General features: G+C 52.3%; 28 protein-coding genes. 19 read left to right on the top strand and 9 right to left on the bottom strand.

All coding sequences use genetic code 11. The features are described from left to right. Positions 1-499, top strand: a 499-nt coding sequence (locus tag FQ015_RS01505; RefSeq protein ID WP_160523620.1) for a DUF4376 domain-containing protein, incomplete at its 5' end; no start/stop codon positions are given. 314 nt (positions 500-813) lie between these two features. On the opposite strand, the gene FQ015_RS01500 is transcribed toward FQ015_RS01505, so the two are convergent. Then, a complete protein-coding gene (locus FQ015_RS01500) occupies positions 814-1,062 on the bottom strand; it encodes a DinI-like family protein (protein ID WP_001217539.1) in 249 nt (82 codons plus the stop codon). A gap of 219 nt (positions 1,063-1,281) precedes the next feature. On the opposite strand from FQ015_RS01500, the gene prfC reads away from it, so the two are divergent. From prfC to FQ015_RS01475, 5 genes are all read left to right on the top strand, one after another. Next, positions 1,282-2,868, top strand: coding sequence for a peptide chain release factor 3 (gene prfC / locus FQ015_RS01495; RefSeq protein WP_160523619.1), 1,587 nt, complete (start codon positions 1,282-1,284; stop codon positions 2,866-2,868). 392 nt (positions 2,869-3,260) lie between these two features. After that, a complete protein-coding gene (gene osmY, locus FQ015_RS01490; RefSeq protein ID WP_001295748.1) occupies positions 3,261-3,866 on the top strand; it encodes a molecular chaperone OsmY in 606 nt (201 codons plus the stop codon). A gap of 128 nt (positions 3,867-3,994) precedes the next feature. Continuing rightward, on the top strand, positions 3,995-4,156 hold the full coding sequence (locus tag FQ015_RS01485; RefSeq protein ID WP_000490275.1) for a DUF1328 domain-containing protein: 162 nt from the start codon (positions 3,995-3,997) through the stop codon (positions 4,154-4,156). Between the two features lie 121 nt (positions 4,157-4,277). After that, entirely contained in the window at positions 4,278-5,351 is a 1,074-nt protein-coding gene (locus FQ015_RS01480) for a patatin-like phospholipase family protein (protein ID WP_160523618.1), read from the top strand. Beyond that, positions 5,348-6,130: a metal-dependent hydrolase gene (locus FQ015_RS01475; RefSeq protein ID WP_039020383.1), complete on the top strand. Its 783-nt coding sequence runs from the start codon at positions 5,348-5,350 to the stop codon at positions 6,128-6,130. The genes FQ015_RS01480 and FQ015_RS01475 overlap by 4 nt, the downstream gene beginning before the upstream one ends. 230 nt (positions 6,131-6,360) lie before the next feature. Here FQ015_RS01475 and FQ015_RS01470 read toward each other — a convergent pair whose 3' ends face one another. Together FQ015_RS01470 and FQ015_RS01465 are read right to left on the bottom strand one after the other, a co-directional pair. Further along, positions 6,361-7,224, bottom strand: a complete 864-nt coding sequence (locus FQ015_RS01470) for a YjjW family glycine radical enzyme activase (RefSeq protein ID WP_039020382.1) — start codon at positions 7,222-7,224, stop codon at positions 6,361-6,363. Beyond that, a complete protein-coding gene (locus FQ015_RS01465; protein ID WP_039020381.1) occupies positions 7,196-8,746 on the bottom strand; it encodes a YjjI family glycine radical enzyme in 1,551 nt (516 codons plus the stop codon). Before FQ015_RS01465 ends, FQ015_RS01470 begins: the two co-directional genes overlap by 29 nt. A gap of 258 nt (positions 8,747-9,004) precedes the next feature. Between FQ015_RS01465 and deoC the strand changes: the two genes are divergently transcribed. The 4 genes from deoC (at position 9,005) to deoD (ending at position 13,325) form a co-directional block, all read left to right on the top strand. Further along, complete coding sequence (gene deoC / locus FQ015_RS01460) at positions 9,005-9,784, top strand: deoxyribose-phosphate aldolase (RefSeq protein WP_001295412.1); 780 nt, start codon at positions 9,005-9,007, stop codon at positions 9,782-9,784. 167 nt (positions 9,785-9,951) lie between these two features. Then, on the top strand, positions 9,952-11,274 hold the full coding sequence (deoA, locus tag FQ015_RS01455; protein WP_160523617.1) for a thymidine phosphorylase: 1,323 nt from the start codon (positions 9,952-9,954) through the stop codon (positions 11,272-11,274). Between the two features lie 51 nt (positions 11,275-11,325). After that, entirely contained in the window at positions 11,326-12,549 is a 1,224-nt protein-coding gene (gene deoB, locus FQ015_RS01450; RefSeq protein WP_000816471.1) for a phosphopentomutase, read from the top strand. Positions 12,550-12,605: 56 nt separating this feature from the next. After that, positions 12,606-13,325, top strand: a complete 720-nt coding sequence (gene deoD / locus FQ015_RS01445) for a purine-nucleoside phosphorylase (RefSeq protein WP_000224877.1) — start codon at positions 12,606-12,608, stop codon at positions 13,323-13,325. Between the two features lie 160 nt (positions 13,326-13,485). On the opposite strand, the gene FQ015_RS01440 is transcribed toward deoD, so the two are convergent. From FQ015_RS01440 to FQ015_RS01430, 3 genes are read right to left on the bottom strand one after another with little or no spacing between them, the layout of a single operon-like run. Then, positions 13,486-13,749 carry a helix-turn-helix domain-containing protein gene (locus FQ015_RS01440; RefSeq protein WP_000566247.1) on the bottom strand — a complete coding sequence of 88 codons (264 nt, stop codon included), beginning with the start codon at positions 13,747-13,749 and terminating at the stop codon, positions 13,486-13,488. A 31-nt stretch (positions 13,750-13,780) separates the two neighbouring features. Continuing rightward, the gene (gene lplA, locus FQ015_RS01435) at positions 13,781-14,797 is read right to left on the bottom strand and encodes a lipoate--protein ligase LplA (protein ID WP_000105850.1); all 1,017 of its coding nucleotides are present in this window, start codon (positions 14,795-14,797) and stop codon (positions 13,781-13,783) included. 27 nt (positions 14,798-14,824) lie between these two features. Continuing rightward, a complete protein-coding gene (locus tag FQ015_RS01430) occupies positions 14,825-15,469 on the bottom strand; it encodes a YtjB family periplasmic protein (RefSeq protein ID WP_000124615.1) in 645 nt (214 codons plus the stop codon). A gap of 105 nt (positions 15,470-15,574) precedes the next feature. Between FQ015_RS01430 and serB the strand changes: the two genes are divergently transcribed. From serB to nadS, 5 genes are all read left to right on the top strand, one after another. Beyond that, positions 15,575-16,543, top strand: coding sequence for a phosphoserine phosphatase (serB, locus tag FQ015_RS01425; protein WP_001132947.1), 969 nt, complete (start codon positions 15,575-15,577; stop codon positions 16,541-16,543). A gap of 48 nt (positions 16,544-16,591) precedes the next feature. Then, positions 16,592-17,974: a DNA repair protein RadA gene (gene radA / locus FQ015_RS01420; RefSeq protein ID WP_001029698.1), complete on the top strand. Its 1,383-nt coding sequence runs from the start codon at positions 16,592-16,594 to the stop codon at positions 17,972-17,974. Positions 17,975-17,994: 20 nt separating this feature from the next. Continuing rightward, complete coding sequence (gene nadR, locus FQ015_RS01415) at positions 17,995-19,227, top strand: multifunctional transcriptional regulator/nicotinamide-nucleotide adenylyltransferase/ribosylnicotinamide kinase NadR (RefSeq protein WP_000093833.1); 1,233 nt, start codon at positions 17,995-17,997, stop codon at positions 19,225-19,227. A 91-nt stretch (positions 19,228-19,318) separates the two neighbouring features. Beyond that, complete coding sequence (locus FQ015_RS01410; protein WP_000513551.1) at positions 19,319-19,651, top strand: type II toxin-antitoxin system RelE/ParE family toxin; 333 nt, start codon at positions 19,319-19,321, stop codon at positions 19,649-19,651. A 1-nt stretch (position 19,652) separates the two neighbouring features. Then, on the top strand, positions 19,653-19,937 hold the full coding sequence (gene nadS / locus FQ015_RS01405; RefSeq protein ID WP_000007436.1) for a NadS family protein: 285 nt from the start codon (positions 19,653-19,655) through the stop codon (positions 19,935-19,937). Positions 19,938-19,992: 55 nt separating this feature from the next. Here nadS and ettA read toward each other — a convergent pair whose 3' ends face one another. Continuing rightward, positions 19,993-21,660 (bottom strand): energy-dependent translational throttle protein EttA, encoded by a 1,668-nt coding sequence (gene ettA, locus FQ015_RS01400; protein WP_000046749.1) that lies wholly within the window; start codon positions 21,658-21,660, stop codon positions 19,993-19,995. A 210-nt stretch (positions 21,661-21,870) separates the two neighbouring features. Between ettA and sltY the strand changes: the two genes are divergently transcribed. Then, entirely contained in the window at positions 21,871-23,808 is a 1,938-nt protein-coding gene (sltY, locus tag FQ015_RS01395) for a murein transglycosylase (protein ID WP_000409431.1), read from the top strand. A gap of 89 nt (positions 23,809-23,897) precedes the next feature. After that, positions 23,898-24,224, top strand: coding sequence for a trp operon repressor (gene trpR, locus FQ015_RS01390; RefSeq protein WP_000068678.1), 327 nt, complete (start codon positions 23,898-23,900; stop codon positions 24,222-24,224). Here trpR and yjjX read toward each other — a convergent pair. Continuing rightward, positions 24,218-24,733, bottom strand: coding sequence for an inosine/xanthosine triphosphatase (gene yjjX / locus FQ015_RS01385; RefSeq protein WP_022646480.1), 516 nt, complete (start codon positions 24,731-24,733; stop codon positions 24,218-24,220). The genes trpR and yjjX overlap by 7 nt on opposite strands. A 51-nt stretch (positions 24,734-24,784) precedes the next feature. Here yjjX and gpmB point away from each other — a divergent pair, with 51 nt between their 5' ends. After that, on the top strand, positions 24,785-25,432 hold the full coding sequence (gpmB, locus tag FQ015_RS01380) for a 2,3-diphosphoglycerate-dependent phosphoglycerate mutase GpmB (protein ID WP_000942355.1): 648 nt from the start codon (positions 24,785-24,787) through the stop codon (positions 25,430-25,432). Here gpmB and robA read toward each other — a convergent pair. After that, positions 25,429-26,298: an MDR efflux pump AcrAB transcriptional activator RobA gene (gene robA / locus FQ015_RS01375; RefSeq protein ID WP_000371666.1), complete on the bottom strand. Its 870-nt coding sequence runs from the start codon at positions 26,296-26,298 to the stop codon at positions 25,429-25,431. The two genes, gpmB and robA, sit on opposite strands and share 4 nt — an antisense overlap. A 210-nt stretch (positions 26,299-26,508) precedes the next feature. Here robA and creA point away from each other — a divergent pair, with 210 nt between their 5' ends. After that, the gene (gene creA, locus FQ015_RS01370; RefSeq protein WP_000875487.1) at positions 26,509-26,982 is read left to right on the top strand and encodes a protein CreA; all 474 of its coding nucleotides are present in this window, start codon (positions 26,509-26,511) and stop codon (positions 26,980-26,982) included. The last annotated feature ends 6 nt before the right edge of the window (positions 26,983-26,988 follow it).

Below are 26,988 nucleotides of genomic sequence, written 5' to 3'. Positions count from 1 at the left end.
GTTTGAGGGAATGGAGAAAGTCCTGCCGTATACAGCGACAAAAGATGATACAGCACAGACAGGTCAGCGCATCTGGGTAGAGTTACAGAGCGGCAAATGGGGTGAAATCGCCCCGTTTACCGTCACGCCTGAACTTATTGCTGTGGCAAAGGCTGCCAAAAAGCGGGAAATTGAGGCATGGCGCACAGAACAGGAAGCGCAGCCGTTCACGTTCAGATGGAACGGTCGTATCTGGAATGCGGGTCCAGACTCACTGGCACGGCTGTCTCCGGTGGTGATGGCATCGAAATCCGACACAGCACGAACTACCCTTGCGTGGGGGGATGCCTATAATCAACAGGTGAAACTGTCAATGCCGGAACTGGAAGAACTGGCGGCAGCAATGGCGCAAGCACAGGTCGAACGCAATGACGAGATTTATCGTCGTCAGCGGGAGATGAAAGAGGAACTGAATAATCTGAATGATTTGGTTTCAATTCGAGCGTTTGACGTTACGTAATTGCTGGGTTGAATCATTACCATTGGTTACAAATAGAAAAGCCTCTGACTTCACAATCAGAGGCTTTTTTGAAATGCACGTGCATTTTGCGTGTATATTTTTGTCTTTTTTAAGTCCGCTCACTGTCTGGTTGGTGTGCGTAAGTTGATGTTTTTATTGATTATGTCCGGTTGCAGTCCTATCAAAAGTGGTGGAGCTGGCGGGAGTTGAAACCGCAGGCACGTCGTATGCAAGAATGTGCTGCGGTTGGCTGGTGAACTTCCGATAGTGCGAGTATTGAATTATTTCCAGCCGTTACTGATTTTACGTGCTAATTAGTGAACAAACCACTCGTCAGCAGACTCCCAGGTATCTTTCAGAGTTTCCTGAACAAAAGTTTTAGCTGAATCTTTATCGGCGGTGCGCGTAACAGAAAGTCCATCGTTGCTGGTGGCTTTTACGATCACCTCTACATCGTCATAACGCTTACTGATGCGTCGAGTTAATTCTTCCTTTAACGCATCCACAGCACCGTTTGGCATTTTAGTCATTTTCTCTTTGGCTATGCAGATCTCAATACGCATAAAAATCCCTCTACACTGTGTTTGTATACAGTGTTATTTTTAACTGTATGAATAAACAGTGTCAATAGAGCAAAGATTGCTGCATATACAAATGTTCTTTGGCTACAAATACACCTACTGATCATGTTCTGCTATGCTCTGATACCTCCAAAATGTACAATCAGCGGCATGAATTTTTCTTTGTACATATGATTGTACATAATCAAAGAGACAACAATTATGACAAGCCTTTTGGCCGCAGAGGTAGAGAAAAGAAGGACCTTTGCAATTATTTCTCACCCGGACGCCGGTAAAACGACCATCACCGAGAAGGTGCTGCTGTTCGGACAGGCCATTCAGACTGCCGGTACAGTAAAAGGCCGTGGTTCCAACCAGCACGCTAAGTCGGACTGGATGGAGATGGAAAAGCAGCGTGGGATCTCCATTACTACGTCTGTGATGCAGTTTCCGTATCACGACTGCCTGGTTAACCTGCTCGACACCCCGGGGCACGAAGACTTCTCGGAAGATACCTATCGTACCCTGACGGCGGTGGACTGCTGCCTGATGGTTATCGACGCCGCAAAAGGTGTTGAAGATCGTACCCGCAAGCTGATGGAAGTTACCCGTCTGCGCGACACGCCGATCCTCACCTTTATGAACAAACTTGACCGTGATATCCGCGACCCGATGGAGCTGCTCGATGAAGTTGAGAACGAGCTGAAAATCGGCTGTGCACCGATCACCTGGCCGATTGGCTGCGGCAAGCTGTTTAAAGGCGTTTACCACCTTTATAAAGACGAAACCTATCTCTATCAGAGTGGTAAAGGTCACACCATTCAGGAAGTCCGTATTGTTAAAGGACTGAATAACCCGGATCTCGATGCTGCGGTTGGTGAAGATCTGGCACAGCAGCTGCGTGACGAACTGGAACTGGTGAAAGGCGCGTCTAACGAGTTCGACAAAGAATTGTTCCTTGCGGGCGAAATTACTCCAGTGTTCTTTGGTACTGCTCTGGGTAACTTCGGCGTCGATCATATGCTGGATGGCCTGGTAGAGTGGGCACCTGCGCCGATGCCGCGTCAGACTGATACCCGTACCGTAGAGGCGAGCGAAGATAAATTTACCGGCTTCGTATTTAAAATTCAGGCCAACATGGACCCGAAACACCGCGACCGCGTGGCGTTTATGCGCGTGGTATCCGGTAAATATGAAAAAGGCATGAAGCTGCGCCAGGTGCGCACCGCGAAAGATGTGGTGATCTCCGACGCGCTGACCTTTATGGCGGGCGACCGTTCGCATGTTGAAGAAGCGTATCCGGGCGACATCCTTGGTCTGCACAACCACGGCACTATTCAGATCGGCGACACCTTTACCCAGGGTGAGATGATGAAGTTCACCGGTATCCCGAACTTTGCGCCGGAACTGTTCCGTCGTATCCGCCTGAAAGATCCGCTGAAGCAAAAACAGTTGCTCAAAGGGCTGGTACAGCTTTCCGAAGAGGGCGCGGTGCAGGTGTTCCGTCCGATCTCCAACAACGACCTGATCGTTGGTGCGGTTGGTGTGCTGCAGTTTGATGTGGTGGTAGCGCGCCTGAAGAGCGAATACAACGTTGAAGCAGTGTATGAGTCAGTCAACGTTGCCACTGCACGCTGGGTAGAATGTGCGGACGCGAAGAAATTCGAAGAGTTCAAGCGTAAGAACGAAAGCCAACTGGCGCTTGATGGCGGCGATAACCTCGCTTACATCGCTACCAGCATGGTCAACCTGCGCCTGGCGCAGGAACGTTATCCGGACGTTCAGTTCCACCAGACTCGCGAGCATTAATTCTTGCCTCCAGGGCGCGGTAGCCGCTGCGCCCTGTCAATTTCCCTTCCTTATTAGCCGCTTACGGAATGTTCTTAAAACATTCACTTTTGCTTATGTTTTAGGGGATATCCCGAGCGGTTTCAAAATTGTGATCTATATTTAACAAAGTAATGACATTTCTGACGGCGTTAAATACCGTTCAATGCGTAGATATCAGTATCTAAAGCCGTCGATTGTCATTCTACCGATATTAATAACTGATTCAGAGGCTGTAATGGTCGTTATTCATCAGCCATCGCTTTTGTGATAACGACCATTGACTTCTGTAGAGGGTGAAGTCTCTCCCTATTCAGCAATGCAACCTCGTGTTGCCAGGCTCAAATTACGAGCAAACATACAGGAATAAATCGATGACTATGACAAGACTGAAGATTTCGAAAACTCTGCTGGCTGTAATGTTGACCTCTGCCGTCGCGACCGGCTCTGCCTACGCAGAAAACAACGCGCAGACAACCAATGAAAGCGCAGGGCAAAAAGTCGATAGCTCTATGAATAAAGTCGGTAATTTCATGGATGACAGCGCTATCACCGCGAAAGTGAAGGCGGCCCTGGTGGATCATGACAACATCAAGAGCACCGATATCTCTGTCAAAACCGATCAAAAAGTCGTGACCCTGAGCGGTTTCGTTGAAAGCCAGGCCCAGGCCGAAGAGGCAGTGAAAGTGGCGAAAGGCGTTGAAGGCGTGACCTCTGTCAGCGACAAACTGCACGTTCGCGACGCTAAAGAAGGTTCTGTGAAGGGCTACGCGGGTGACACCGCCACCACCAGTGAAATCAAAGCCAAGCTGCTGGCGGACGATATCGTCCCTTCCCGTCATGTGAAAGTTGAAACCACCGATGGCGTGGTCCAGCTCTCCGGTACCGTAGATTCTCAGGCACAGAGCGACCGTGCTGAAAGTATCGCCAAAGCGGTAGATGGTGTGAAAAGCGTTAAAAATGATCTGAAAACTAAGTAATTCGTCGTAATTCGACCTCCCGAACTTTGTCGGGAGGCGCGATGTGCACCACACTAAAAATATCGCATTGAGTGATTTTCACGCTCATATCAAGCGGTGACATTAACTATGGTAAAGGAGACGCTTATATGTTTCGTTGGGGCATCATATTTCTGGTTATCGCGTTAATCGCCGCCGCACTTGGGTTTGGTGGTCTGGCCGGTACCGCTGCGGGCGCAGCTAAAATTGTCTTTGTCGTCGGGATTATTCTGTTCCTGGTGAGTTTGTTCATGGGCCGAAAACGACCCTAGATTTCAGACCATTAAGAAAATTTTATCCAAAGCCAGTCCAGCGGACTGGCTTTTGCGGTTTTAGCGAATAATAAATTGCGTTACTTTGTCATTCTTTCACAACAAAAACAGGAAGGCAGAGGTGGGGCAGCGAATACCTGTAACGCTTGGTAATATTGCGCCGTTGGCGCTAAGGCCGTTCCAGCCTGGACGAATAGCTCTGGTGTGCGAAGGCGGCGGGCAGCGTGGAATTTTCACAGCTGGCGTGCTGGATGAGTTTATGCGCGCGCAGTTTAATCCTTTCGATCTTTATCTCGGCACATCTGCCGGGGCGCAAAACCTCTCGGCGTATATCTGCAATCAGCCCGGTTACGCGCGCAAAGTCATCATGCGCTATACCACAAAACGCGAATTTTTCGATCCATTGCGCTTTGTCCGTGGAGGAAATCTTATCGATCTCGACTGGCTGGTGGAGGCCACCGCAAGCCAGATGCCGTTGCAAATGGACACCGCAGCGCGGCTATTTGACAGCGGCAAATCGTTTTATATGTGCGCTTGTCGTCAGGATGACTATGCGCCGAATTACTTTTTGCCAAACAAACAAAACTGGCTGGATGTGATTCGCGCCTCCAGTGCAATACCGGGCTTTTATCGTAGCGGAGTGTCGCTGGAAGGCATTAATTACCTGGATGGCGGGATCAGTGATGCGATCCCGGTTAAAGAGGCGGCAAGGCAGGGCGCAAAAACGTTGGTCGTCATCCGCACTGTGCCGTCACAAATGTACTATACGCCGCAGTGGTTCAAACGCATGGAACGCTGGTTGGGTGACAGTAGCCTGCAGCCGCTGGTCAATCTGGTGCAGCATCATGAAACCAGCTATCGTGAGATTCAGCAATTTATTGAGAAACCACCGGGCAAGCTGCGGATATTCGAAATTTATCCGCCGAAGCCATTACATAGTATCGCGCTCGGCAGTCGGATTCCGGCGCTGCGTGAAGACTATAAACTTGGGCGTTTATGCGGGCGTTATTTTCTGGCAACGGTCGGTAAGTTATTGACTGAAAAAGCGCCGCTGAGCCGCCATCTGGTGCCGGTGGTGACGCCGGAGTCGATCGTTATTCCGCCTGCACCCGTCGCCAACGATACGCTGGTTACCGAGGTGATAGACGCTCCACAGGCGAACGACCCGACATTTAACAATGAGGATTTGGCTTGATTTGCCGTTTTATCGACACCCACTGCCATTTTGATTTCCCGCCGTTTAGTGGCGATGAAGAGGCCAGCCTGCAACGCGCGGCACAAGCGGGCGTAGGCAAGATCATTGTTCCGGCCACCGAGGCGGCAAATTTTGCCCGCGTGCAGGCGTTAGCGGAAAATTATCAACCGCTGTATGCCGCTTTAGGGTTGCATCCGGGGATGTTGGAAAAACATAACGATGCATCGCTGGATCAGTTACAGCAGGCGTTGGGAAGACGTCCGACGAAGGTGGTGGCGGTGGGGGAGATCGGCCTGGATCTCTTTGGTGACGATCCGCAATTTGAGAGGCAGCAGTGGTTGCTTGATGAACAACTGAAACTGGCGAAACGCTACGATCTGCCGGTGATCCTTCATTCACGGCGCACGCACGACAAACTGGCGATGCATCTTAAACGCCAAAATTTGCCACGCACTGGTGTGGTTCATGGTTTTTCTGGCAGCCTGCAACAGGCCGAACGGTTTGTGCAGCTGGGCTACAAAATTGGCGTAGGCGGTACTATCACCTATCCACGCGCCAGTAAAACCCGCGATGTCATCGCAAAGCTGCCGCTGGCATCGTTGTTGCTGGAAACCGACGCGCCGGATATGCCGCTCAATGGTTTTCAGGGGCAGCCTAATCACCCGGAGCAGGCCGCCCGTGTGTTTGCCGTGCTATGCGAGTTACGCCCGGAACCCGCGGATGAGATTGCCGAAGTGTTGCTTAATAACACGTATGCGGTGTTTAACGTTCGTGGGTAGTTTGCCCTTCGTAAGCCGGATAAGGCGTTCACGCCGCATCCGGCAGTCGACGCACAATGCCTGATGCGACGCTGACGCGTCTTATCATGCCTACAAGTCTGTGCCGAACCGTAGGCCGGATAAGGCGTTCACGCCGCATCCGGCAGTTGGCGCACAATGCCTGATGCGACGCTTGACGCGTCTTATCATGCCTACAAGTCTGTGCCGAACCGTAGGCCGCATCCGGCATGTCACAAATACAGCGCCGGAAATATCAACCGGCTCACCCCGCGCTCCCGTAACGCATCAGCCAACTGCTCAACGTCTTCCTGCGTGGCGCTCGCCCAGCTTTGCGCCTCGCCATACACGCCGTGGGCATGAAACGCGTTCAGGCGTACCGGAACATCGCCAAGTCCCTTGATAAACGCCGCCAGTTCTTCGATGTGTTGCAAATAATCCACCTGGCCAGGGATTACCAGCAAACGCAGTTCCGCCAGCTTACCGCGCTCTGCAAGCAAACAGATGCTGCGCTTAATCTGCTGATTATCGCGTCCGGTTAGCTGTTGATGACATTCGCTTCCCCACGCTTTGAGATCGAGCATCGCGCCGTCGCACACCGGGAGTAATTTTTCCCAGCCGGTTTCGCTCAACATGCCGTTACTGTCCACCAGACAGGTGAGATGACACAGTTGTGGATCATTTTTGATAGCAGTAAACAGCGCCACCACAAACGGCAACTGGGTCGTGGCTTCACCGCCGCTTACCGTTATCCCTTCAATAAACAGCACCGCTTTGCGGACGTGACTAAGCACCTCGTCCACGTTCATGGATTGCGCCATCGGCGTAGCGTGTTGTGGACACATCTTCAGGCAGGTATCACACTGCTCGCAGACGGCTGCGTTCCACACTACTTTGCTGTTAACAATCTGCAACGCCTGATGCGGACACTGTGGCACGCACTCCCCGCAATCATTACAGCGCCCCATTGTCCACGGATTGTGACAGTTTTTGCAGCGCAGATTACAGCCCTGTAAAAACAGAGCCAGACGACTGCCTGGCCCGTCAACGCAGGAGAAGGGGATAATCTTACTGACTAAAGCGCATCTGCTGTTCATGGCTTATAACGCGCGGCTGGCGTTCCAGAATACGAGTGTTGCGTGCGGCTTCTTCTCCCAGCCAGGTGGTGTTGGTACGTGAGCCTTCGGCACGATATTTTTCCAGATCCGACAAACGCACCATATAACCGGTAACGCGAACCAGATCGTTACCGCTGACATTGGCGGTAAATTCACGCATTCCGGCTTTAAAGGCACCGAGGCAAAGCTGTACCAGCGCCTGCGGATTACGTTTGATGGTTTCGTCGAGCGTCAAAATGTCGCTGATGCCGGAATAATAATAAGCATGATGCGGGGCGACAGTTTGCAGATGGGTGATCGGATCTGGCTCATCGCCATACGGCAAACGCGCGCCCGGCGTGGTGCCGATATCGGAACTTATCCCCGACTGTGCGTGTAACATGGCGCGTTTTTGCCAGCCATATTTCACGGGGGTATTGGCGACAAACTCCGCCAGTTGCGCGCTAATGCGATAACCCACTTCATTTGCGGCGGCTTCTTTACCGTAACGCGCGGCAACTCCTTCTTTTTCACACAGCAAGTTAACCGCTTCCGCCAGCCCATACATGCCAAACATTGGCACAAAACGTTCAGGGTTAATCAGCCCTTCTTTCACCAGGAAGCTATTCTCAAAGAAGTGTGATTGTTGATAGAGGAATTCACACCGCGCATCGATGATGGCGATCTGCTGCTGGCAGTAGTGCGGTAGAGTGCGCGTAAAGAAATCATCCAGCGATTCACTGCGCTCGGCAATGGCTTTCAGGTTGAGGCGTACCAGCGTACTGCCACCACCCGCTAACGGCAGTGAGTTGTAACAGCTCACAATCCCGTAGCTCCCTTTTGTGAAAATTTTATCATGCACGGGACCGTTGGCGATGTGCGGTTTGCTACATTCACAGATGTTTTTCGCCACTTCCAGCAGCAGGTCATCAGGGGTGATTTCAGGATCGTAGATAAAAGTCAGGTTCGGTGAAACCTGCTTCAGCTCTGCGTCTGCGCGTAAAATCGCACGGGTAATGGGTGAATCAGATGGGCCAATATTGGCGTGCATAAAGGCGTCTGGCAGGGTTCTGTCGAGGTAACGCCAGAAACGTTTTATTCGAATATCGATCTCGTCTTGTGTTAGAATTCTAACATACGGTTGCAACAACGCATCCAGTTGCCCCAGGTAGACCGGCATCGATGTGACCGAAGGAACGTGGTGGTAAAGAATGGTCAGCAGAGAGAGTGCGTCATCAAGATCTTTTGCGCCTTCCAGCTCCAGCCATTCGGAACCGTTGGCCAAAAAACGGGCGTAATCGGGTAAGACATAGCGCGGTTTATACGGCGCATGACCTTCAAACATATCGCAGATTACACCTTCATCCAGCGCGCGGCGGGCTTCGGCAGGAAGCTGTGGGTAAGGCAGATTGTTTTCTGCTTCCAGCGCCAGAAAATGGCGCTTCTGCTCCGGGCTAAGTACCGGACTGGTGACAATTTGCTGGCAACGTTGTTGCAGTGCATTTTCATGAGAAGTGGGCATCTTCTGTTCCTTTTTATGCCGAAGGTGATGCGCCATTGTAAGAAGTTTCGTGATGTTCACTTTGATCCTGATGCGTTTGCCACCACTGACGCATTCATTTGAAAGTGAATTATTTGAACCAGATCGCATTACAGTAATGCGATTTTGTAAGTAGATTTCCTTAATTGTGATGTATATCGAAGTGTGTTGCGGAGTCGATGTTAGAATACTAACAAACTCGCAAGGTGAATTTTATTGGCGACAAGCCAGGAGAATGAAATGACTGATCTGAAAGCAAGCAGCCTGCGTGCACTGAAATTGATGGACCTGACCACCCTGAATGACGACGATACCGACGAGAAAGTGATCGCTCTGTGTCATCAGGCCAAAACTCCGGTCGGTAATACCGCCGCTATCTGTATCTATCCTCGCTTTATCCCGATTGCTCGCAAAACGCTGAAAGAGCAGGGTACCCCGGAAATCCGTATCGCTACGGTAACCAACTTCCCACACGGTAACGACGATATCGAAATCGCGCTGGCCGAAACTCGCGCGGCAATCGCCTACGGTGCCGATGAAGTTGATGTGGTGTTCCCGTACCGTGCGCTGATGGCGGGTAACGAGCAGGTTGGTTTTGACCTGGTGAAAGCCTGTAAAGAGGCTTGCGCGGCAGCGAATGTACTGCTGAAAGTGATCATCGAAACCGGCGAACTGAAAGACGAAGCGCTGATCCGTAAAGCGTCTGAAATCTCCATTAAAGCGGGTGCTGATTTCATCAAAACCTCTACCGGTAAAGTAGCAGTGAACGCGACGCCGGAAAGCGCGCGCATCATGATGGAAGTGATCCGTGATATGGGCGTAGAGAAAACCGTTGGTTTCAAACCTGCGGGCGGCGTGCGTACTGCGGAAGATGCGCAGAAATATCTCGCGATTGCAGATGAACTGTTCGGTGCTGACTGGGCAGATGCGCGTCACTACCGCTTTGGTGCTTCCAGCCTGCTGGCAAGCCTGCTGAAAGCGCTGGGCCACGGCGACGGTAAGAGCGCCAGCAGCTACTAAGCTGCCTTTTGCCAGAGGGTGGATGCCGGATGCGGCGCGAACGCCTTATCCGGCCTACGGGTCGAGTGCCGTGTAGGCCTTGTAAGATGCGTCAGCATCGCATCAGGCAATAACAACATCCGCCATCTGGCAACAACGCCTTCAAACTTATTCCACGGGAGGTTACCTTGTTTCTCGCACAAGAAATTATTCGTAAAAAACGTGATGGTCATGCGCTGAGCGATGAAGAAATTCGCTTCTTTATCAACGGCATTCGCGACAACACTATCTCCGAAGGGCAGATTGCCGCCCTCGCGATGACCATTTTCTTCCACGATATGAAAATGCCGGAGCGTGTCTCGCTGACGATGGCGATGCGAGATTCAGGAACCGTTCTCGACTGGAAAAGCCTGCATCTGAATGGCCCGATTGTTGATAAACACTCGACCGGCGGCGTCGGCGATGTGACTTCGCTGATGTTGGGGCCAATGGTCGCTGCCTGCGGCGGCTATATTCCGATGATCTCCGGTCGCGGCCTCGGCCATACTGGTGGTACGCTCGACAAACTGGAATCCATCCCTGGCTTCGACATTTTCCCGGATGACAACCGTTTCCGCGAAATTATTAAAGACGTCGGCGTGGCGATTATTGGCCAGACCAGTTCACTGGCTCCGGCAGATAAACGTTTCTACGCGACCCGCGATATTACCGCAACCGTGGATTCCATCCCGCTGATCACTGCCTCGATCCTGGCGAAGAAACTTGCGGAAGGTCTGGACGCGCTGGTGATGGACGTGAAAGTCGGTAGCGGCGCGTTTATGCCGACCTACGAACTCTCTGAAGCCCTTGCCGAAGCGATTGTTGGCGTGGCTAACGGCGCTGGCGTGCGCACCACCGCGCTGCTCACCGATATGAATCAGGTGCTGGCCTCCAGTGCAGGTAACGCGGTTGAAGTTCGTGAAGCGGTGCAGTTCCTGACTGGTGAGTATCGTAACCCGCGTCTGTTTGATGTCACGATGGCACTGTGCGTGGAGATGTTGATCTCCGGCAAACTGGCGAAAGATGACGCCGAAGCGCGCGCGAAATTGCAGGCGGTACTGGACAACGGTAAAGCGGCAGAAGTCTTTGGTCGTATGGTAGCGGCACAAAAAGGCCCGACCGACTTCGTTGAGAACTACGCGAAGTATCTGCCGACAGCGATGCTGACGAAAGCAGTCTATGCTGATACCGAAGGTTTTGTCAGTGAAATGGATACCCGCGCGCTGGGAATGGCAGTGGTTGCAATGGGCGGCGGTCGCCGTCAGGCATCTGACACCATCGATTACAGCGTCGGCTTTACTGATATGGCGCGTCTGGGCGACCAGGTCGACGGTCAGCGTCCGCTGGCGGTTATCCACGCGAAAGACGAAAACAGCTGGCAGGAAGCGGCGAAAGCGGTGAAAGCGGCAATTAAACTTGCCGATAAAGCACCGGAAAGCACACCAACTGTCTATCGCCGTATCAGCGAATAACGGTATACTGATCTGATCATTTAAATTTGAAGCACTGAGTACGGAGAACATATGAAACGTGCATTTATTATGGTGCTGGACTCATTCGGCATCGGCGCTACAGAAGATGCAGAACGCTTTGGTGACGTCGGGGCTGACACCCTGGGTCATATCGCAGAAGCTTGTGCCAAAGGCGAAGCTGATAATGGTCGTAAAGGCCCGCTCAATCTGCCAAATCTGACCCGTCTGGGGTTGGCGAAAGCACACGAAGGTTCTACCGGTTTCATTCCGGCGGGAATGGACGGCAACGCTGAAGTTATCGGCGCGTACGCATGGGCGCACGAAATGTCATCCGGTAAAGACACCCCGTCTGGTCACTGGGAAATCGCCGGTGTCCCGGTTCTGTTTGAGTGGGGATACTTCTCCGATCACGAAAACAGCTTCCCGCAAGAGCTACTGGATAAACTGGTCGAGCGCGCTAATCTGCCGGGTTACCTCGGTAACTGCCACTCTTCCGGTACGGTCATTCTGGATCAGCTGGGCGAAGAGCACATGAAAACCGGCAAGCCGATTTTCTATACCTCCGCTGACTCCGTGTTCCAGATTGCCTGCCATGAAGAAACTTTCGGTCTGGATAAACTCTATGAACTGTGCGAAATCGCCCGTGAAGAGCTGACCAACGGCGGCTACAACATCGGTCGTGTTATCGCTCGTCCGTTTATCGGCGACAAAGCTGGTAACTTCCAGCGTACCGGTAACCGTCATGACCTGGCTGTTGAACCGCCAGCACCGACCGTGCTGCAGAAACTGGTTGATGAAAAACACGGCCAGGTGGTTTCTGTCGGTAAAATTGCAGACATCTACGCTAACTGCGGCATCACCAAAAAAGTGAAAGCGACCGGCCTGGACGCGCTGTTTGACGCCACCATCAAAGAGATGAAAGAAGCGGGTGATAACACCATCGTCTTCACCAACTTCGTTGACTTCGACTCTTCCTGGGGTCACCGTCGCGACGTTGCCGGTTATGCTGCGGGTCTGGAACTGTTCGACCGCCGTCTGCCAGAGCTGATGTCTTTGCTGCGCGATGACGACATCCTGATCCTCACTGCTGACCATGGTTGTGATCCGACCTGGACCGGTACTGACCATACCCGTGAACACATTCCGGTACTGGTTTACGGCCCGAAAGTAAAACCGGGTTCGCTGGGGCACCGTGAAACTTTCGCGGATATCGGCCAGACTCTGGCAAAATATTTTGGTACTTCTGATATGGAATATGGCAAAGCCATGTTCTGATGGATTTGGGCGGAGCAGTGACTCCGCCTTTAATATGTCACAAAAAGGATAAAATGATGGCTACTCCACACATTAATGCAGAAATGGGCGATTTCGCTGACGTAGTTTTGATGCCAGGCGACCCGCTGCGTGCGAAGTATATTGCTGAAACTTTCCTTGAAGATGCTCGTGAAGTGAACAACGTTCGCGGTATGCTGGGCTTCACCGGTACTTACAAAGGCCGCAAAATTTCTGTAATGGGCCACGGTATGGGTATCCCGTCCTGCTCCATCTACACTAAAGAACTGATCACCGATTTCGGCGTGAAGAAAATCATTCGCGTTGGTTCCTGTGGCGCAGTTCTGCCGCACGTAAAACTGCGTGACGTAGTGATTGGTATGGGTGCCTGCACCGATTCCAAAGTTAACCGCATCCGTTTTAAAGACCATGACTTTGCCGCTATCGCTGACTTCGACATGGTGCGTAACGCAGTAGATGCAGCTAAAGCACTGGGCATTGATGCTCGCGTTGGTAACCTGTTCTCCGCTGACCTGTTCTACTCTCCGGACGGCGAAATGTTCGACGTGATGGAAAAATACGGCATCCTCGGCGTGGAAATGGAAGCGGCTGGTATCTACGGCGTGGCTGCAGAGTTTGGCGCGAAAGCCCTGACCATCTGCACCGTGTCTGACCACATCCGCACTCACGAGCAAACCACTGCCGCTGAGCGTCAGACTACCTTCAACGACATGATCAAAATCGCACTGGAATCCGTTCTGCTGGGCGATAAAGAGTAATTGTGTTTCGCTGAAAGGCGATTGTCGTGTGAAGCCGGAGCGGGAGACCGCTCCGGCTTTTTAGTATCTATTCATCAATAGCGACTGATTTATAGATTTACTATTATTTTTCATATGGATAGAAAATTAAATCCATTCGAGTATCTATTCACGAATCTATTCATTTATGTTCAGCCGTCATCCAGTAAGGGCATATCAGCAACTCTGGCGGACAACCATAAATTCCTGCCATTTTGTTTTTGATGTTTGAACTAAGCCGTTCCGTCTTTTCGATTTGTTTTAGAGAATTAATCGAGATACCCAACATTTTACTAACTTCAGCAAGTGATAGTTTATGCCTGATACGCACGGCGGTTAGCCAGGATATACCCTGGCTGAACATTAAATTGATAATCTCCCGTTCCTGGTTCTTCAGATCGATCATATTTCCTTCCCTGGATATTTTAATCAGCGAGTTACCGCACCGCCCCAGCCATCCACGCCGATAATTCCCGTAGCTCTTTTTCCTGTTCAGGGAAGTCAACCAACAGCGCTTCACACTCTTGTTGCAGCATATCCGCACGGTACAGGCAGCCTTGCAGTCGTCCGGCGAGGGCTTCCAGAGGTGCGGGGTTGAGGCTATCGGTAAACACCTGGGCGCGGGTGATATGGCCTTTTTCGACGTCGAAATGCAGTTCTACGCCGCCCCAGGTAAAGCGTTCATCCAGCAGATGCGAGAACGCTGGAGCCTGTCCGAAATTCCATTCCCAGCTACTCTGGCGGGCAAAGGTTTCGGCGAAGTTCGGCAAGTCCGGCGTTTTGTCCGGTGAGATAATTTCCGCTTCTACACGCTCGCCATAATGGGCGAAAAAGGCCTCGGTTATGGCTTCGCAAACCTGCTCATGGGTAATTCCCGGCAGCAATTCGGTCAGATTGGTCACGCGGGAACGTACCGACGTAATGCCTTTCGCCGCCAGTTTCTTTTTATCCGGGTTGAGATAGTTTGCCAGGCGGCTAAGGTCGGCATTGAGTAGCAAGGTGCCGTGATGGAAGCCACGATCTTTGGTTTCGCGATAGGCCGAGCCTGAGACTTTACGGTCGCCTTCGGCGGTTTTCACCACCAAATCGTTACGTCCGGACGCTTCGGCGCTGACACCGAGCGCGTTCAGTGCATTGAGCACAATCGAGGTGGAGATCGTTTTATCGTATTCCGGCTTGCCAGCCATGAAGGTAAAACAGGTATTGCCGAGATCGTGGAACACCGCGCCGCCACCGCTACTGCGCCGTGCCAGGCGAACGTTATCTTCTTCCATCCGCCGGGTATTACACTCTTTCCACGGGTTCTGCGCGCGACCAATCACCACGGTGTCAGCATTGCGCCAGAGAAACAAAACGCGCTGCGTGGCGGGCATCTGGCGAAAAATACACTCCTCCACCGCCAGGTTAAACCACGGATCGTAAGAGTCAGAGATGAGCAGGCGTAATGTGGACATAACGATTTCCTTTCTTGTAGTAATGGGTCACTCTTTTTTCTCGCTTTCTTCCTCTTCCGGCACCGGTTTGCTGGCGGTTAACAGGAAGGGGGATTGCTGCCAGCGGGTGCGTTTACCCTGTAGCAGCGTGCGGGTCAGCACTACGCCGATTGCCAGCGAGAGCAACAACATCAGGCGTAAAATGTTAGTGGTGTTATCCACCTGTTGAGCTTCGGTGGCGAGCGTATGGGTGTCGAGCGTCAGGCGCAGATAGCCAAGCGGACCATTTTTCCCTGCAATGGGTTCGACAATCTGCTGGTTAAAATAGCCGCCCGCTTTTTTACCGTCGAGCGCCAGCCGGTCACGCACCTCGACGCTTTCGCCAGAACGGGCGATAAGATCGCCTTGTTCGTCATACACGCCCGCGTCGAGGATGCGGCTTTCATCCGTTAACTGATCGAGGATCGCCTGAATACGTTTTTCATCCGGCGAGTCGGTACGCATCAGCGGCGCAACGTTCAGCGTCACCTGCCGCGCCAGGGTGCGGGCCAGTTCTTCCAGCTGCGGATTACGCTGTCGCTGGTGGTTTTGACTAAACCATGATGCCCCCTGCATCAGCGCCACTAACAAGGCAAGACAGAACAGGACAATCACTGCCCGATGCAGCCGGAATTTCAGTTTTGTGCGAGCCATCTTCCACCCTTTGAAAATTTGAGACTTAATGTTGCCAGAAGCAATGGATACAAGGTAGCCTCATGCGTTATTTTCCCTGCTTCGAACGATTTTACAGGAGCCTTAATGCCTAACATTACCTGGTGCGACCTGCCTGAAGATGTCTCTTTATGGCCTGGTCTGCCTCTTTCATTAAGTGGTGATGAAGTAATGCCACTGGATTACCACGCAGGTCGTAGCGGCTGGCTGCTGTATGGTCGTGGGCTGGATAAACAACGGCTGACCCAATACCAGAGCAAACTGGGCGCGGCGATGGTGATTGTTGCCGCCTGGTGCGTGGAAGATTATCAGGTGATTCGTCTGGCAGGTTCGCTTACCGCCCGGGCTACGCGCCTGGCCCATGAAGCACAACTGGATGTCGCGCCGCTGGGGAAAATTCCGCATCTGCGCACGCCAGGTCTGCTGGTGATGGACATGGATTCCACCGCCATTCAGATTGAATGTATTGACGAAATTGCCAAACTGGCCGGAACCGGCGAGATGGTGGCGGAAGTAACCGAGCGGGCGATGCGCGGCGAACTCGATTTTGCTGCCAGCTTGCGCAGTCGAGTGGCAACGCTGAAAGGCGCTGACGCCAATATTCTGCAACAGGTGCGTGAAAATTTGCCGCTGATGCCAGGCTTAACGCAACTGGTACTCAAGCTGGAAACGCTGGGCTGGAAAGTGGCGATTGCCTCCGGCGGTTTTACCTTCTTTGCCGAATACCTGCGCGATAAGCTGCGCCTGACCGCCGTAGTAGCCAATGAACTGGAGATCATGGACGGTAAATTTACCGGTAATGTGATTGGCGACATTGTAGACGCTCAGTATAAAGCGAAAACCCTGACCCGCCTGGCGCAGGAGTATGAAATCCCGCTGGCGCAAACCGTGGCGATTGGCGATGGTGCCAACGACCTGCCGATGATCAAAGCGGCAGGTCTGGGGATTGCCTACCATGCCAAGCCAAAAGTGAATGAAAAGACGGAAGTCACCATCCGTCACGCTGACCTGATGGGGGTATTCTGCATCCTCTCTGGCAGCCTGAATCAGAAGTAATTGTCCGCCCGTCATCCTGCGGGCGGCACAGCATTAACGAGGTACACCGTGGCAAAAGCTCCAAAACGCGCCTTTGTTTGTAATGAATGCGGGGCCGATTATCCGCGCTGGCAGGGGCAGTGCAGCGCCTGCCATGCCTGGAACACCATCACCGAGGTGCGTCTTGCTGCGTCGCCAACGGTGGCGCGTAACGAGCGTCTCAGTGGCTATGCCGGTAGCGCCGGGGTGGCAAAAGTCCAGAAACTTTCCGATATCAGCCTTGAAGAGCTGCCGCGTTTTTCAACCGGATTTAAAGAGTTCGACCGCGTATTAGGCGGTGGGGTGGTGCCGGGAAGCGCCATTCTGATTGGCGGTAATCCAGGCGCAGGGAAATCCACGCTGCTACTGCAAACGCTGTGCAAACTGGCCCAGCAGATGAAAACGCTGTATGTCACCGGCGAAGAGTCGCTGCAACAGGTGGCAATGCGCGCTCATCGCCTCGGCCTGCCGACTGACAATCTCAATATGTTGTCGGAAACCAGCATCGAACAGATCTGCCTGATTGCCGAAGAAGAGCAACCGAAGCTGATGGTCATTGACTCCATCCAGGTGATGCATATGGCGGATGTTCAGTCATCGCCTGGCAGCGTGGCACAGGTGCGTGAAACGGCGGCTTATCTGACGCGCTTCGCCAAAACGCGCGGTGTGGCGATTGTCATGGTGGGGCACGTAACCAAAGATGGTTCGCTGGCTGGCCCTAAAGTGCTGGAACACTGTATTGACTGTTCGGTGCTTCTGGATGGCGATGCCGATTCCCGTTTCCGCACCTTACGCAGCCATAAAAACCGTTTCGGCGCGGTGAATGAGCTGGGCGTCTTCGCGATGACTGAACAGGGACTGCGTGAAGTCAGTAACCCTTCGGCAATTTTCTTAAGTCGCGGCGATGAAGTGACCTCCGGCAGCTCAGTGATGGTGGTGTGGGAAGGAACGCGTCCGCTGCTGGTGGAGATCCAGGCGCTGGTCGATCACTCGATGATGGCGAATCCGCGCCGCGTGGCAGTGGGGCTGGAGCAAAACCGTTTGGCGATCCTGCTGGCGGTGTTGCACCGTCACGGTGGGTTGCAAATGGCCGATCAGGATGTATTTGTGAACGTGGTCGGCGGCGTGAAGGTGACGGAAACCAGTGCCGATTTAGCGTTACTACTGGCGATGGTTTCCAGCCTGCGCGACAGACCGCTACCGCAGGATCTGGTGGTGTTTGGTGAAGTCGGGCTGGCAGGGGAGATCCGCCCGGTGCCCAGCGGCCAGGAGCGGATTTCTGAAGCGGCGAAACATGGTTTTCGGCGGGCGATTGTTCCGGCAGCCAACGTGCCGAAAAAAGCGCCGGAAGGGATGCAGATTTTTGGCGTTAAAAAACTCTCCGACGCGCTTAGCGTGTTCGACGACTTATAATGAGAGATACGGAGGGAGATATGTCGTCATTTGATTATCTGAAAACTGCCATCAAGCAACAGGGCTGTACGCTACAGCAGGTGGCTGATGCCAGCGGTATGACCAAAGGGTATTTAAGCCAGTTACTGAATGCCAAAATTAAAAGCCCCAGCGCGCAAAAGCTGGAGGCGTTGCACCGTTATTTGGGACTTGAATTTCCCCGGCAGAAGAAAACTATTGGTGTTGTATTCGGTAAGTTTTACCCGCTGCATACCGGACATATCTACCTTATCCAGCGTGCCTGTAGTCAGGTTGACGAGTTGCATATCATTATGGGCTTTGACGATACCCGCGACCGCGCGTTGTTCGAAGATAGCGCCATGTCGCAGCAGCCCACGGTGCCGGATCGTCTGCGCTGGTTATTGCAAACTTTTAAATATCAGAAAAATATTCGCATTCATGCCTTCAACGAAGAGGGCATGGAGCCGTATCCGCATGGCTGGGATGTGTGGAGCAACGGCATCAAAAAGTTTATGGCTGAAAAAGGGATCCAGCCGGATCTGATCTACACCTCGGAAGAAGCCGACGCGCCGCAGTATATGGAACATCTGGGGATCGAAACGGTGTTGGTCGATCCGAAACGTACTTTTATGAGTATCAGTGGTGCGCAGATCCGCGAAAATCCGTTCCGCTACTGGGAATATATTCCTACCGAAGTGAAGCCGTTCTTTGTGCGCACCGTGGCGATCCTCGGCGGCGAGTCGAGCGGTAAATCCACCCTGGTAAACAAACTTGCCAATATCTTCAACACTACCAGTGCATGGGAATATGGTCGCGATTATGTCTTTTCGCATCTTGGCGGCGATGAGATTGCATTGCAGTATTCCGACTACGATAAAATCGCACTTGGACACGCTCAATATATTGATTTTGCAGTAAAATATGCCAATAAAGTGGCGTTTATCGACACCGATTTTGTGACAACTCAGGCGTTCTGCAAAAAGTACGAAGGGCGCGAGCATCCGTTCGTACAGGCGCTGATCGATGAATACCGTTTTGATCTGGTGATTCTGCTGGAGAACAACACGCCGTGGGTGGCGGATGGTTTACGCAGTCTCGGCAGTTCGGTGGATCGCAAAGAGTTCCAGAACTTGCTGGTGGAGATGCTGGAAGAGAACAATATCGAATTTGTGCGGGTTGAAGAGGACGATTACGACAGCCGTTTCCTGCGCTGCGTGGAGCTGGTGCGGGAGATGATGGGGGAGCAGGGATAATCATCTTTATAAGATGTTGAGTGATATTACTGATTCAAAAGTGTACTTAGTACTCCATTTTGGTGTACAATGTACCTGCCAGGGAGGGGTAATGGGCAAGGCGATAATATTTATAGAGACGCCAATGTTTACGCGTCAGATCAAGCAGATTGCAACCGATGATGAATTAAAGGAATTGCAAAAAGAACTCATCGGAACTCCCGATAAAGGTGATCTCATTCAGCAGACTGGTGGATTGCGTAAAGTCCGAATGGCTGCGGGTTCACAGGGAAAAAGTGGTAGTGTCAGAATAATTTACTTTCTGGCGACGGAAGAGATTATTTATTTGATTATGGCCTATCCGAAGAATGCCAAAGACAGTCTGACAGATACGGAAAAAGCTCAACTAAAGAAGTTGACGAAACTGCTCAAAGGTGAGGTATAAAATGAGTTTTTTTGATGAGTTGAAAACCTCTCTGGAAGAGGCTGTCGAGATTAAACAAGGTTTAAAAGAACCTGCACGGGTGACCCGCTACGAAATTGCGGATGTTAAAGCTATTCGTGAGCAACTCAACGTTTCGCAAAGTGAGATGGCAAAAGCTCTGGGAACCAGTGTGGATACCATTAAAAGCTGGGAATCGAAGCGAAGAAATCCTACGGGATTGGCTGCAAAAGTACTTGCCACAATTAAAGAAAATCCTGCCTTTTTCCGGGAACTTGCCTCCCATTAATCATTTAACTATTACCGGATGCGATGCTGGCGCGCCGCATCCGGCATTTTACGCATTACTTCGCAATACGCTTGTACTTGATACGCTTCGGCTCCAGCGCGTCTGCGCCCAGCGTGCGTTTCTTGTACTCTTCGTACTCGGTAAAGTTACCTTCAAAGAACTCAACTTTACCTTCATCCTGGTAATCCAGAATGTGTGTGGCGATACGGTCGAGGAACCAACGGTCGTGCGAGATAACCATCGCGCAGCCCGGGAACTCCAGCAGGGCGTTTTCCAGCGCACGCAGGGTTTCGATATCCAGGTCGTTGGTCGGTTCGTCGAGCAGCAGCATGTTGCCGCCAACCTGCAGCAGCTTCGCCAGATGCAGACGACCACGCTCACCACCGGAGAGTTCACCAACGCGTTTACCCTGATCAACCCCTTTAAAGTTAAAGCGGCCAACGTAGGCGCGGCTTGGCATCTCGGTGTTACCGATCTTCATGATATCCAGCCCGCCGGAAACTTCTTCCCAAACGGTTTTGCTGTTATCCATTGAGTCACGGAACTGATCGACAGATGCCAGTTTCACCGTTTCACCTAAAGTGATGGTGCCGCTGTCTGGCTGTTCCTGACCAGAGATCATACGGAACAGGGTTGATTTACCCGCGCCGTTCGGACCGATGATCCCGACGATCGCCCCTTTAGGGATCGAGAAGCTCAGATCATCAATCAGCAGACGATCGCCGTAAGATTTACGCAGGTTGCTGACTTCCAGCACTTTATCGCCCAGACGCGGTCCAGGTGGAATAAACAGTTCGTTGGTTTCGTTACGTTTCTGATATTCGGTGCTGTTCAGCTCTTCAAAGCGCGCCAGACGTGCTTTACCTTTCGACTGACGGCCTTTAGTTCCCTGACGTACCCACTCCAGCTCTTTCTCGATCGACTTACGACGCGCTGCTTCTTGTGAAGCTTCCTGCGCCAGACGTTGATCTTTCTGCTCCAGCCAGGAGGAGTAGTTACCTTCCCACGGAATACCTTCACCGCGGTCAAGTTCGAGGATCCAGCCTGCAACGTTATCGAGGAAGTAACGGTCGTGGGTAATCGCCACCACGGTGCCCTCGAAGTCGTGCAGGAAGCGTTCCAGCCACGCTACGGATTCGGCATCCAGGTGGTTGGTCGGTTCGTCGAGCAGCAGCATGTCTGGTTTTTCCAACAGCAGGCGGCACAACGCCACGCGACGACGCTCACCACCGGAAAGGTTAGCGATTTTCGCGTCCCAGTCCGGCAGACGCAGCGCATCCGCTGCACGCTCCAACTGAACGTTCAGGTTGTGACCGTCGTGAGCCTGAATGATCTCTTCCAGACGGCCTTGTTCAGCGGCCAGCTTGTCAAAATCGGCATCCGGATCGGCATACAGCGCGTACACTTCATCCAGACGTTTCAGAGCGTTAACCACTTCAGAAACCGCTTCTTCAATGGACTCACGCACGGTGTGTTCCGGGTTCAGCTGAGGTTCCTGCGGCAGGTAACCAATCTTGATGTCTGGCTGCGGACGCGCTTCACCTTCGATGTCTTTATCAATGCCCGCCATAATGCGCAGCAGGGTAGACTTACCCGCGCCGTTCAGACCCAGGACACCAATTTTTGCCCCAGGGAAGAAACTCAGAGAGATGTTTTTCAAAATATGACGTTTCGGCGGAACAACTTTGCCGACACGATGCATGGTATAAACGAATTGAGCCACGTTGGACTTCGCCTCTATGTTTATCGTGATGATGAGTATTCAAAGGCGAAGTGTAGCCTGTTTCCTTATCTAATCCCAGCCGGTCGATCACCCTCGCAGTAAAAGTAAAAAAGTGTCCGTAACGTGGCGTAAACGGCAATGACTGGTTAGCATAAATCTATTACGCGGCATGACGCTGCATTGATGTATTGACACTTAGAGGATGCGCTTGTGGAAAAAGCCAAACACGTTACCTGGCGGCTGTTGGCTGTCGGTGTCTGTCTGCTGACGGTCAGCAGCGTGGCGCGAGCCGACTCACTGGATGAGCAGCGTAGCCGTTACGCGCAAATTAAGCAGGCCTGGGATAATCGACAAATGGATGTGGTCGAACAAATGATGCCTGGATTGAAGGATTATCCACTTTATCCCTATCTGGAATACCGCCAGATCACCGATGATCTGATGAATCAACCGGCGGTGACGGTCACTAACTTTGTTCGCGCTAACCCCACGCTTCCTCCCGCTCGCACGCTGCAATCTCGTTTCGTCAATGAACTGGCGCGGCGTGAAGACTGGCGTGGTTTGTTAGCCTTTAGCCCGGAAAAGCCAGGAACTACCGAAGCGCAATGTAATTACTACTATGCGAAATGGAACACCGGGCAGAGTGAAGAAGCCTGGCAAGGGGCGAAAGAGTTGTGGCTAACCGGCAAGAGCCAGCCTAACGCTTGTGACAAGTTATTTAGTGTCTGGCGTGCGTCAGGCAAACAAGATCCGCTGGCGTATTTAGAGCGTATCCGTCTGGCGATGAAAGCGGGTAACACGGGTCTGGTGACAGTGCTGGCAGGTCAGATGCCTGCTGATTACCAGACTATCGCCTCGGCGATTATTTCTCTGGCGAACAACCCTAATACGGTACTGACCTTCGCGCGTACAACCGGTGCGACCGATTTTACCCGTCAAATGGCGGCGGTGGCGTTTGCCAGCGTGGCGCGGCAGGATGCTGAAAATGCACGGCTGATGATTCCATCGCTTGCTCAGGCACAGCAGCTTAATGAAGATCAGATTCAGGAACTGCGCGATATCGTCGCCTGGCGTTTGATGGGCAACGATGTCACCGACGAGCAGGCGAAATGGCGCGATGACGCCATTATGCGCTCGCAATCCACCTCGTTGATTGAACGCCGAGTGCGGATGGCGCTTGGTACTGGCGATCGGCGTGGCCTGAATACCTGGCTGGCGCGTTTGCCGATGGAAGCGAAAGAGAAAGATGAATGGCGTTATTGGCAGGCCGATTTATTGCTGGAACGCGGACGTGAAGCTGAAGCGAAAGAGATTCTGCATCAACTCATGCAACAGCGTGGTTTCTACCCGATGGTTGCTGCACAGCGCATCGGCGAAGAGTATGAGCTGAAGATTGATAAAGCGCCGCAGAATGTTGACAGCACCCTGACTCAGGGGCCGGAGATGGCGCGCGTGCGCGAGTTGATGTACTGGAATCTCGATAACACCGCGCGTAGCGAGTGGGCCAATCTGGTGAAGAGCAAGTCAAAAACAGAGCAGGCACAGCTGGCACGGTATGCTTTCAACAACCAATGGTGGGATCTCAGCGTTCAGGCGACGATCGCCGGGAAGTTGTGGGATCATCTGGAAGAGCGATTCCCGCTGGCCTACAACGATCTTTTCAAACGTTACACCAGCGGTAAGGAGATCCCGCAAAGCTATGCGATGGCGATTGCCCGTCAGGAGAGTGCCTGGAATCCGAAAGTGAAGTCACCGGTGGGGGCCAGCGGGCTGATGCAGATTATGCCTGGTACGGCGACCCATACGGTGAAGATGTTCTCTATTCCTGGCTACAGCAGCCCTGGGCAATTGCTGGATCCGGAAACGAACATCAATATCGGCACCAGTTACCTGCAATATGTTTATCAGCAGTTTGGCAATAACCGTATTTTCGCCTCAGCAGCTTATAACGCCGGACCTGGACGAGTGCGCACCTGGCTTGGCAACAGCGCCGGGCGTATCGACGCTGTGGCATTTGTCGAGAGTATTCCGTTCTCCGAGACGCGCGGTTATGTGAAGAACGTGCTGGCTTATGACGCTTACTACCGCTATTTCATGGGGGATAAACCGACATTGATGAGCGCCACGGAATGGGGACGTCGTTACTGATCCGCACGTTTATGATATGCTATCGTACTCTTTAGCGAGTACAACCGGGGGAGGCATTTTGCTTCCCCCGCTAACAATGGCGACATATTATGGCCCAACAATCACCCTATTCAGCAGCGATGGCAGAACAGCGTCACCAGGAGTGGTTACGTTTTGTCGACCTGCTTAAGAATGCCTACCAAAACGATCTCCATTTACCGTTGTTAAACCTGATGCTGACTCCAGATGAGCGCGAAGCGTTGGGGACTCGCGTGCGTATTGTCGAAGAGCTGTTGCGCGGCGAAATGAGCCAGCGTGAGTTGAAAAATGAACTCGGCGCTGGCATCGCGACGATTACGCGTGGATCTAACAGTCTGAAAGCCGCGCCTGTCGAGCTGCGCCAGTGGCTGGAAGAGGTGTTGCTGAAAGATCACTGATACACGGCATTATGAAACGGACTCAGCGCCAGGATCACCGCCTGGTGATAGACGCTGGCGCGAGTGAGCTTCCCGGCAGTAAATACGCCGATTGCACCTTCTTTACGGCCAATTTCATCAATGCCGGTATAACGCGACATCACAGGGCCGAGCGCCTCGCCTTCACGCACTTTCTCCAGAATCACCTCAGGCAACGGCAAAGTTGCCGAACGCGCTTCGCCACGCTGGCTGGCGTTTTCAATCACCACCCAACTGAAGGTGCTGTCACCATCAATCCCTGCTTCAATCGCCACCCAAAAATCAGCCTCTGGATGTAAACAGCGAGCATTTGCCACCCGATTTCGTGCGCCAGCGCGCGTTTCCTCACTACCAAAGGGCTGTTCCGGTACACCGCTCTCGACGGCAACGGATGCAATATGGCAGGATCCTTCGCCGAAGATCTCGTGAAATGCCTGCAGAATGGCCTGAATTTTAGCGGGATTGGTGGTCGCACAGACAACTTGGTGCATAATCAGCATTACTCAGAAAATTAACGTTACAGCAGTATACGGAAAAAAAGCATGTTACAGGTATACCTAGTCCGCCACGGTGAAACGCAGTGGAACGCCGAGCGACGTATTCAGGGCCAGTCTGATAGCCCGCTGACTGCCAAAGGTGAGCAACAGGCGATGCAGGTGGCGACCCGTGCCAAAGAGCTTGGCATTACGCATATCATCAGTAGCGATTTAGGGCGCACCCGCCGCACGGCGGAAATCATCGCCCAGGCCTGCGGCTGCGATATTCTCCTTGATCCTCGTCTGCGTGAATTAAATATGGGTGTACTGGAAACAAGAAATATCGATTCACTCACCGAAGAAGAAGAAAACTGGCGTCGCCAGCTGGTCAATGGCACTGTCGACGGACGTATTCCTGAAGGCGAGTCTATGCAGGAGCTCAGCGATCGTGTCAATGCGGCACTGGAATCTTGTCGGGAATTACCGCAGGGAAGCCGACCGCTGCTGGTGAGCCACGGTATTGCACTGGGATGCCTGGTGAGTACGATTCTCGGATTACCAGCATGGGCAGAGCGTCGCTTACGTCTGCGTAACTGTTCTATTTCGCGCGTGGATTATCAGGAAAGCTTGTGGCTGGCGTCTGGCTGGGTGGTTGAAACCGCAGGGGACATCTCGCATCTGGACGCCCCTGCATTAGATGAGCTGCAGCGTTAACGACGGATCGGAATCAGCAGTTCACAGCGCAGATTAATTGGGCGATCTCCCGCTTTGGCATCTTCTGCCGGGTAGTATCGCTCAATATCCTGACCTTTACGGCGCGTCAGGTTAAGCATTGGCATGCACGTTCCGTATACCGTCAGGATAAACTCCTGCACGCCTGTTCCCAGACCTTCATAGGTAAACATCACATATTCACCGCCTTGCAGCATCACAGGATGCCCGGTCAATACATAGCCATCTGCCTGATCCTGGGCTAATGCGGTGGTATAGAACACCTCTTGCTCGTCGTCTTTATCCTGGCTCGGACGCGTTTCATTCAGGCCGTAGAGCACAGGCGGAATGGTCGGCGCGTTGCCAAGAAAATCGTGCCAGAACTGATAACGCATTTCATGGCGGAAATCAGAGATTTGTTCCAGCGAACAGGAGTAACTCTGGGTAACACCAATCAGCGGCGTATCTTCCAGGGTGACAAATTTGTGCTCTGGCATGGTGAATTCACCCAGACGCAGCGGCGGGCGAATACCAAAGGCGCTCCATTCAGGAGAACGGCGGTAAAGAGCAGGAGTTTGGGCAAACTGCTTCTTGAATGCGCGAGTAAATGTCTGTTGAGAGTCGAAGCGGTATTGCAGCGCGATATCCAGAATCGGACGCGCAGTCAGGCGTAGTGCGACCGCCGATTTCGACAAACGACGAGCACGAATATACGCGCCAATAGCATGACCAGTGACATCTTTAAACATTCTCTGTAAGTGCCACTTGGAATAACCTGCTTTCGCCGCTACATTGTCGAGCGACAGGGGCTGATCCAGATGACCTTCCAGCCAGATTAAAAGGTCGCGAATAATGCCGGCCTGATCCATAAAATATCCTCATCCTTTCAACAACGAGCACCTGACATCAGGTAATTGGATAATAGCATTTTTTGCTGTTTTAGCATTCAGTGTTTTTTTCTTAGTCGAGTATGTTTTAGGTCTTGACGGAAATAAAAGTATTGAGATTTTGTTCTTAATCAATATGTTATTTATCGTGGTGAACTAATTGCTCATGTCATAGATAAAAATGGTAACAATATGAAATACAAGCATTTGATCCTGTCTTTAAGCCTGATAATGCTGGGGCCATTGGCTCATGCAGAAGAGATTGGTTCGGTCGACACTGTATTTAAAATGATCGGTCCTGATCACAAAATTGTCGTAGAAGCCTTTGACGATCCCGATGTGAAAAATGTCACCTGCTATGTGAGCCGGGCGAAAACCGGCGGTATTAAAGGGGGATTGGGCCTGGCGGAAGATACTTCCGATGCGGCTATTTCTTGTCAGCAAGTCGGGCCGATTGAACTGTCAGATCGCATTAAAAACGGCAAAGCTCAGGGCGAGGTAGTATTCAAAAAACGCACGTCGTTGGTCTTTAAGTCGTTACAGGTCGTACGCTTTTATGACGCTAAACGCAACGCGCTCGCTTACCTGGCTTACTCCGACAAAGTTGTAGAAGGTTCGCCGAAAAATGCGATTAGCGCGGTTCCTGTCATGCCGTGGCGGCAATAACAGAGG

This window comes from Escherichia sp. HH26CH, from assembly GCF_009820205.1.
GTDB lineage: Bacteria > Pseudomonadota > Gammaproteobacteria > Enterobacterales > Enterobacteriaceae > Escherichia > Escherichia coli_F.
Note: the sequence above shows the minus strand (reverse complement) of the source record. Positions and strands in the feature narration are given on the sequence as shown.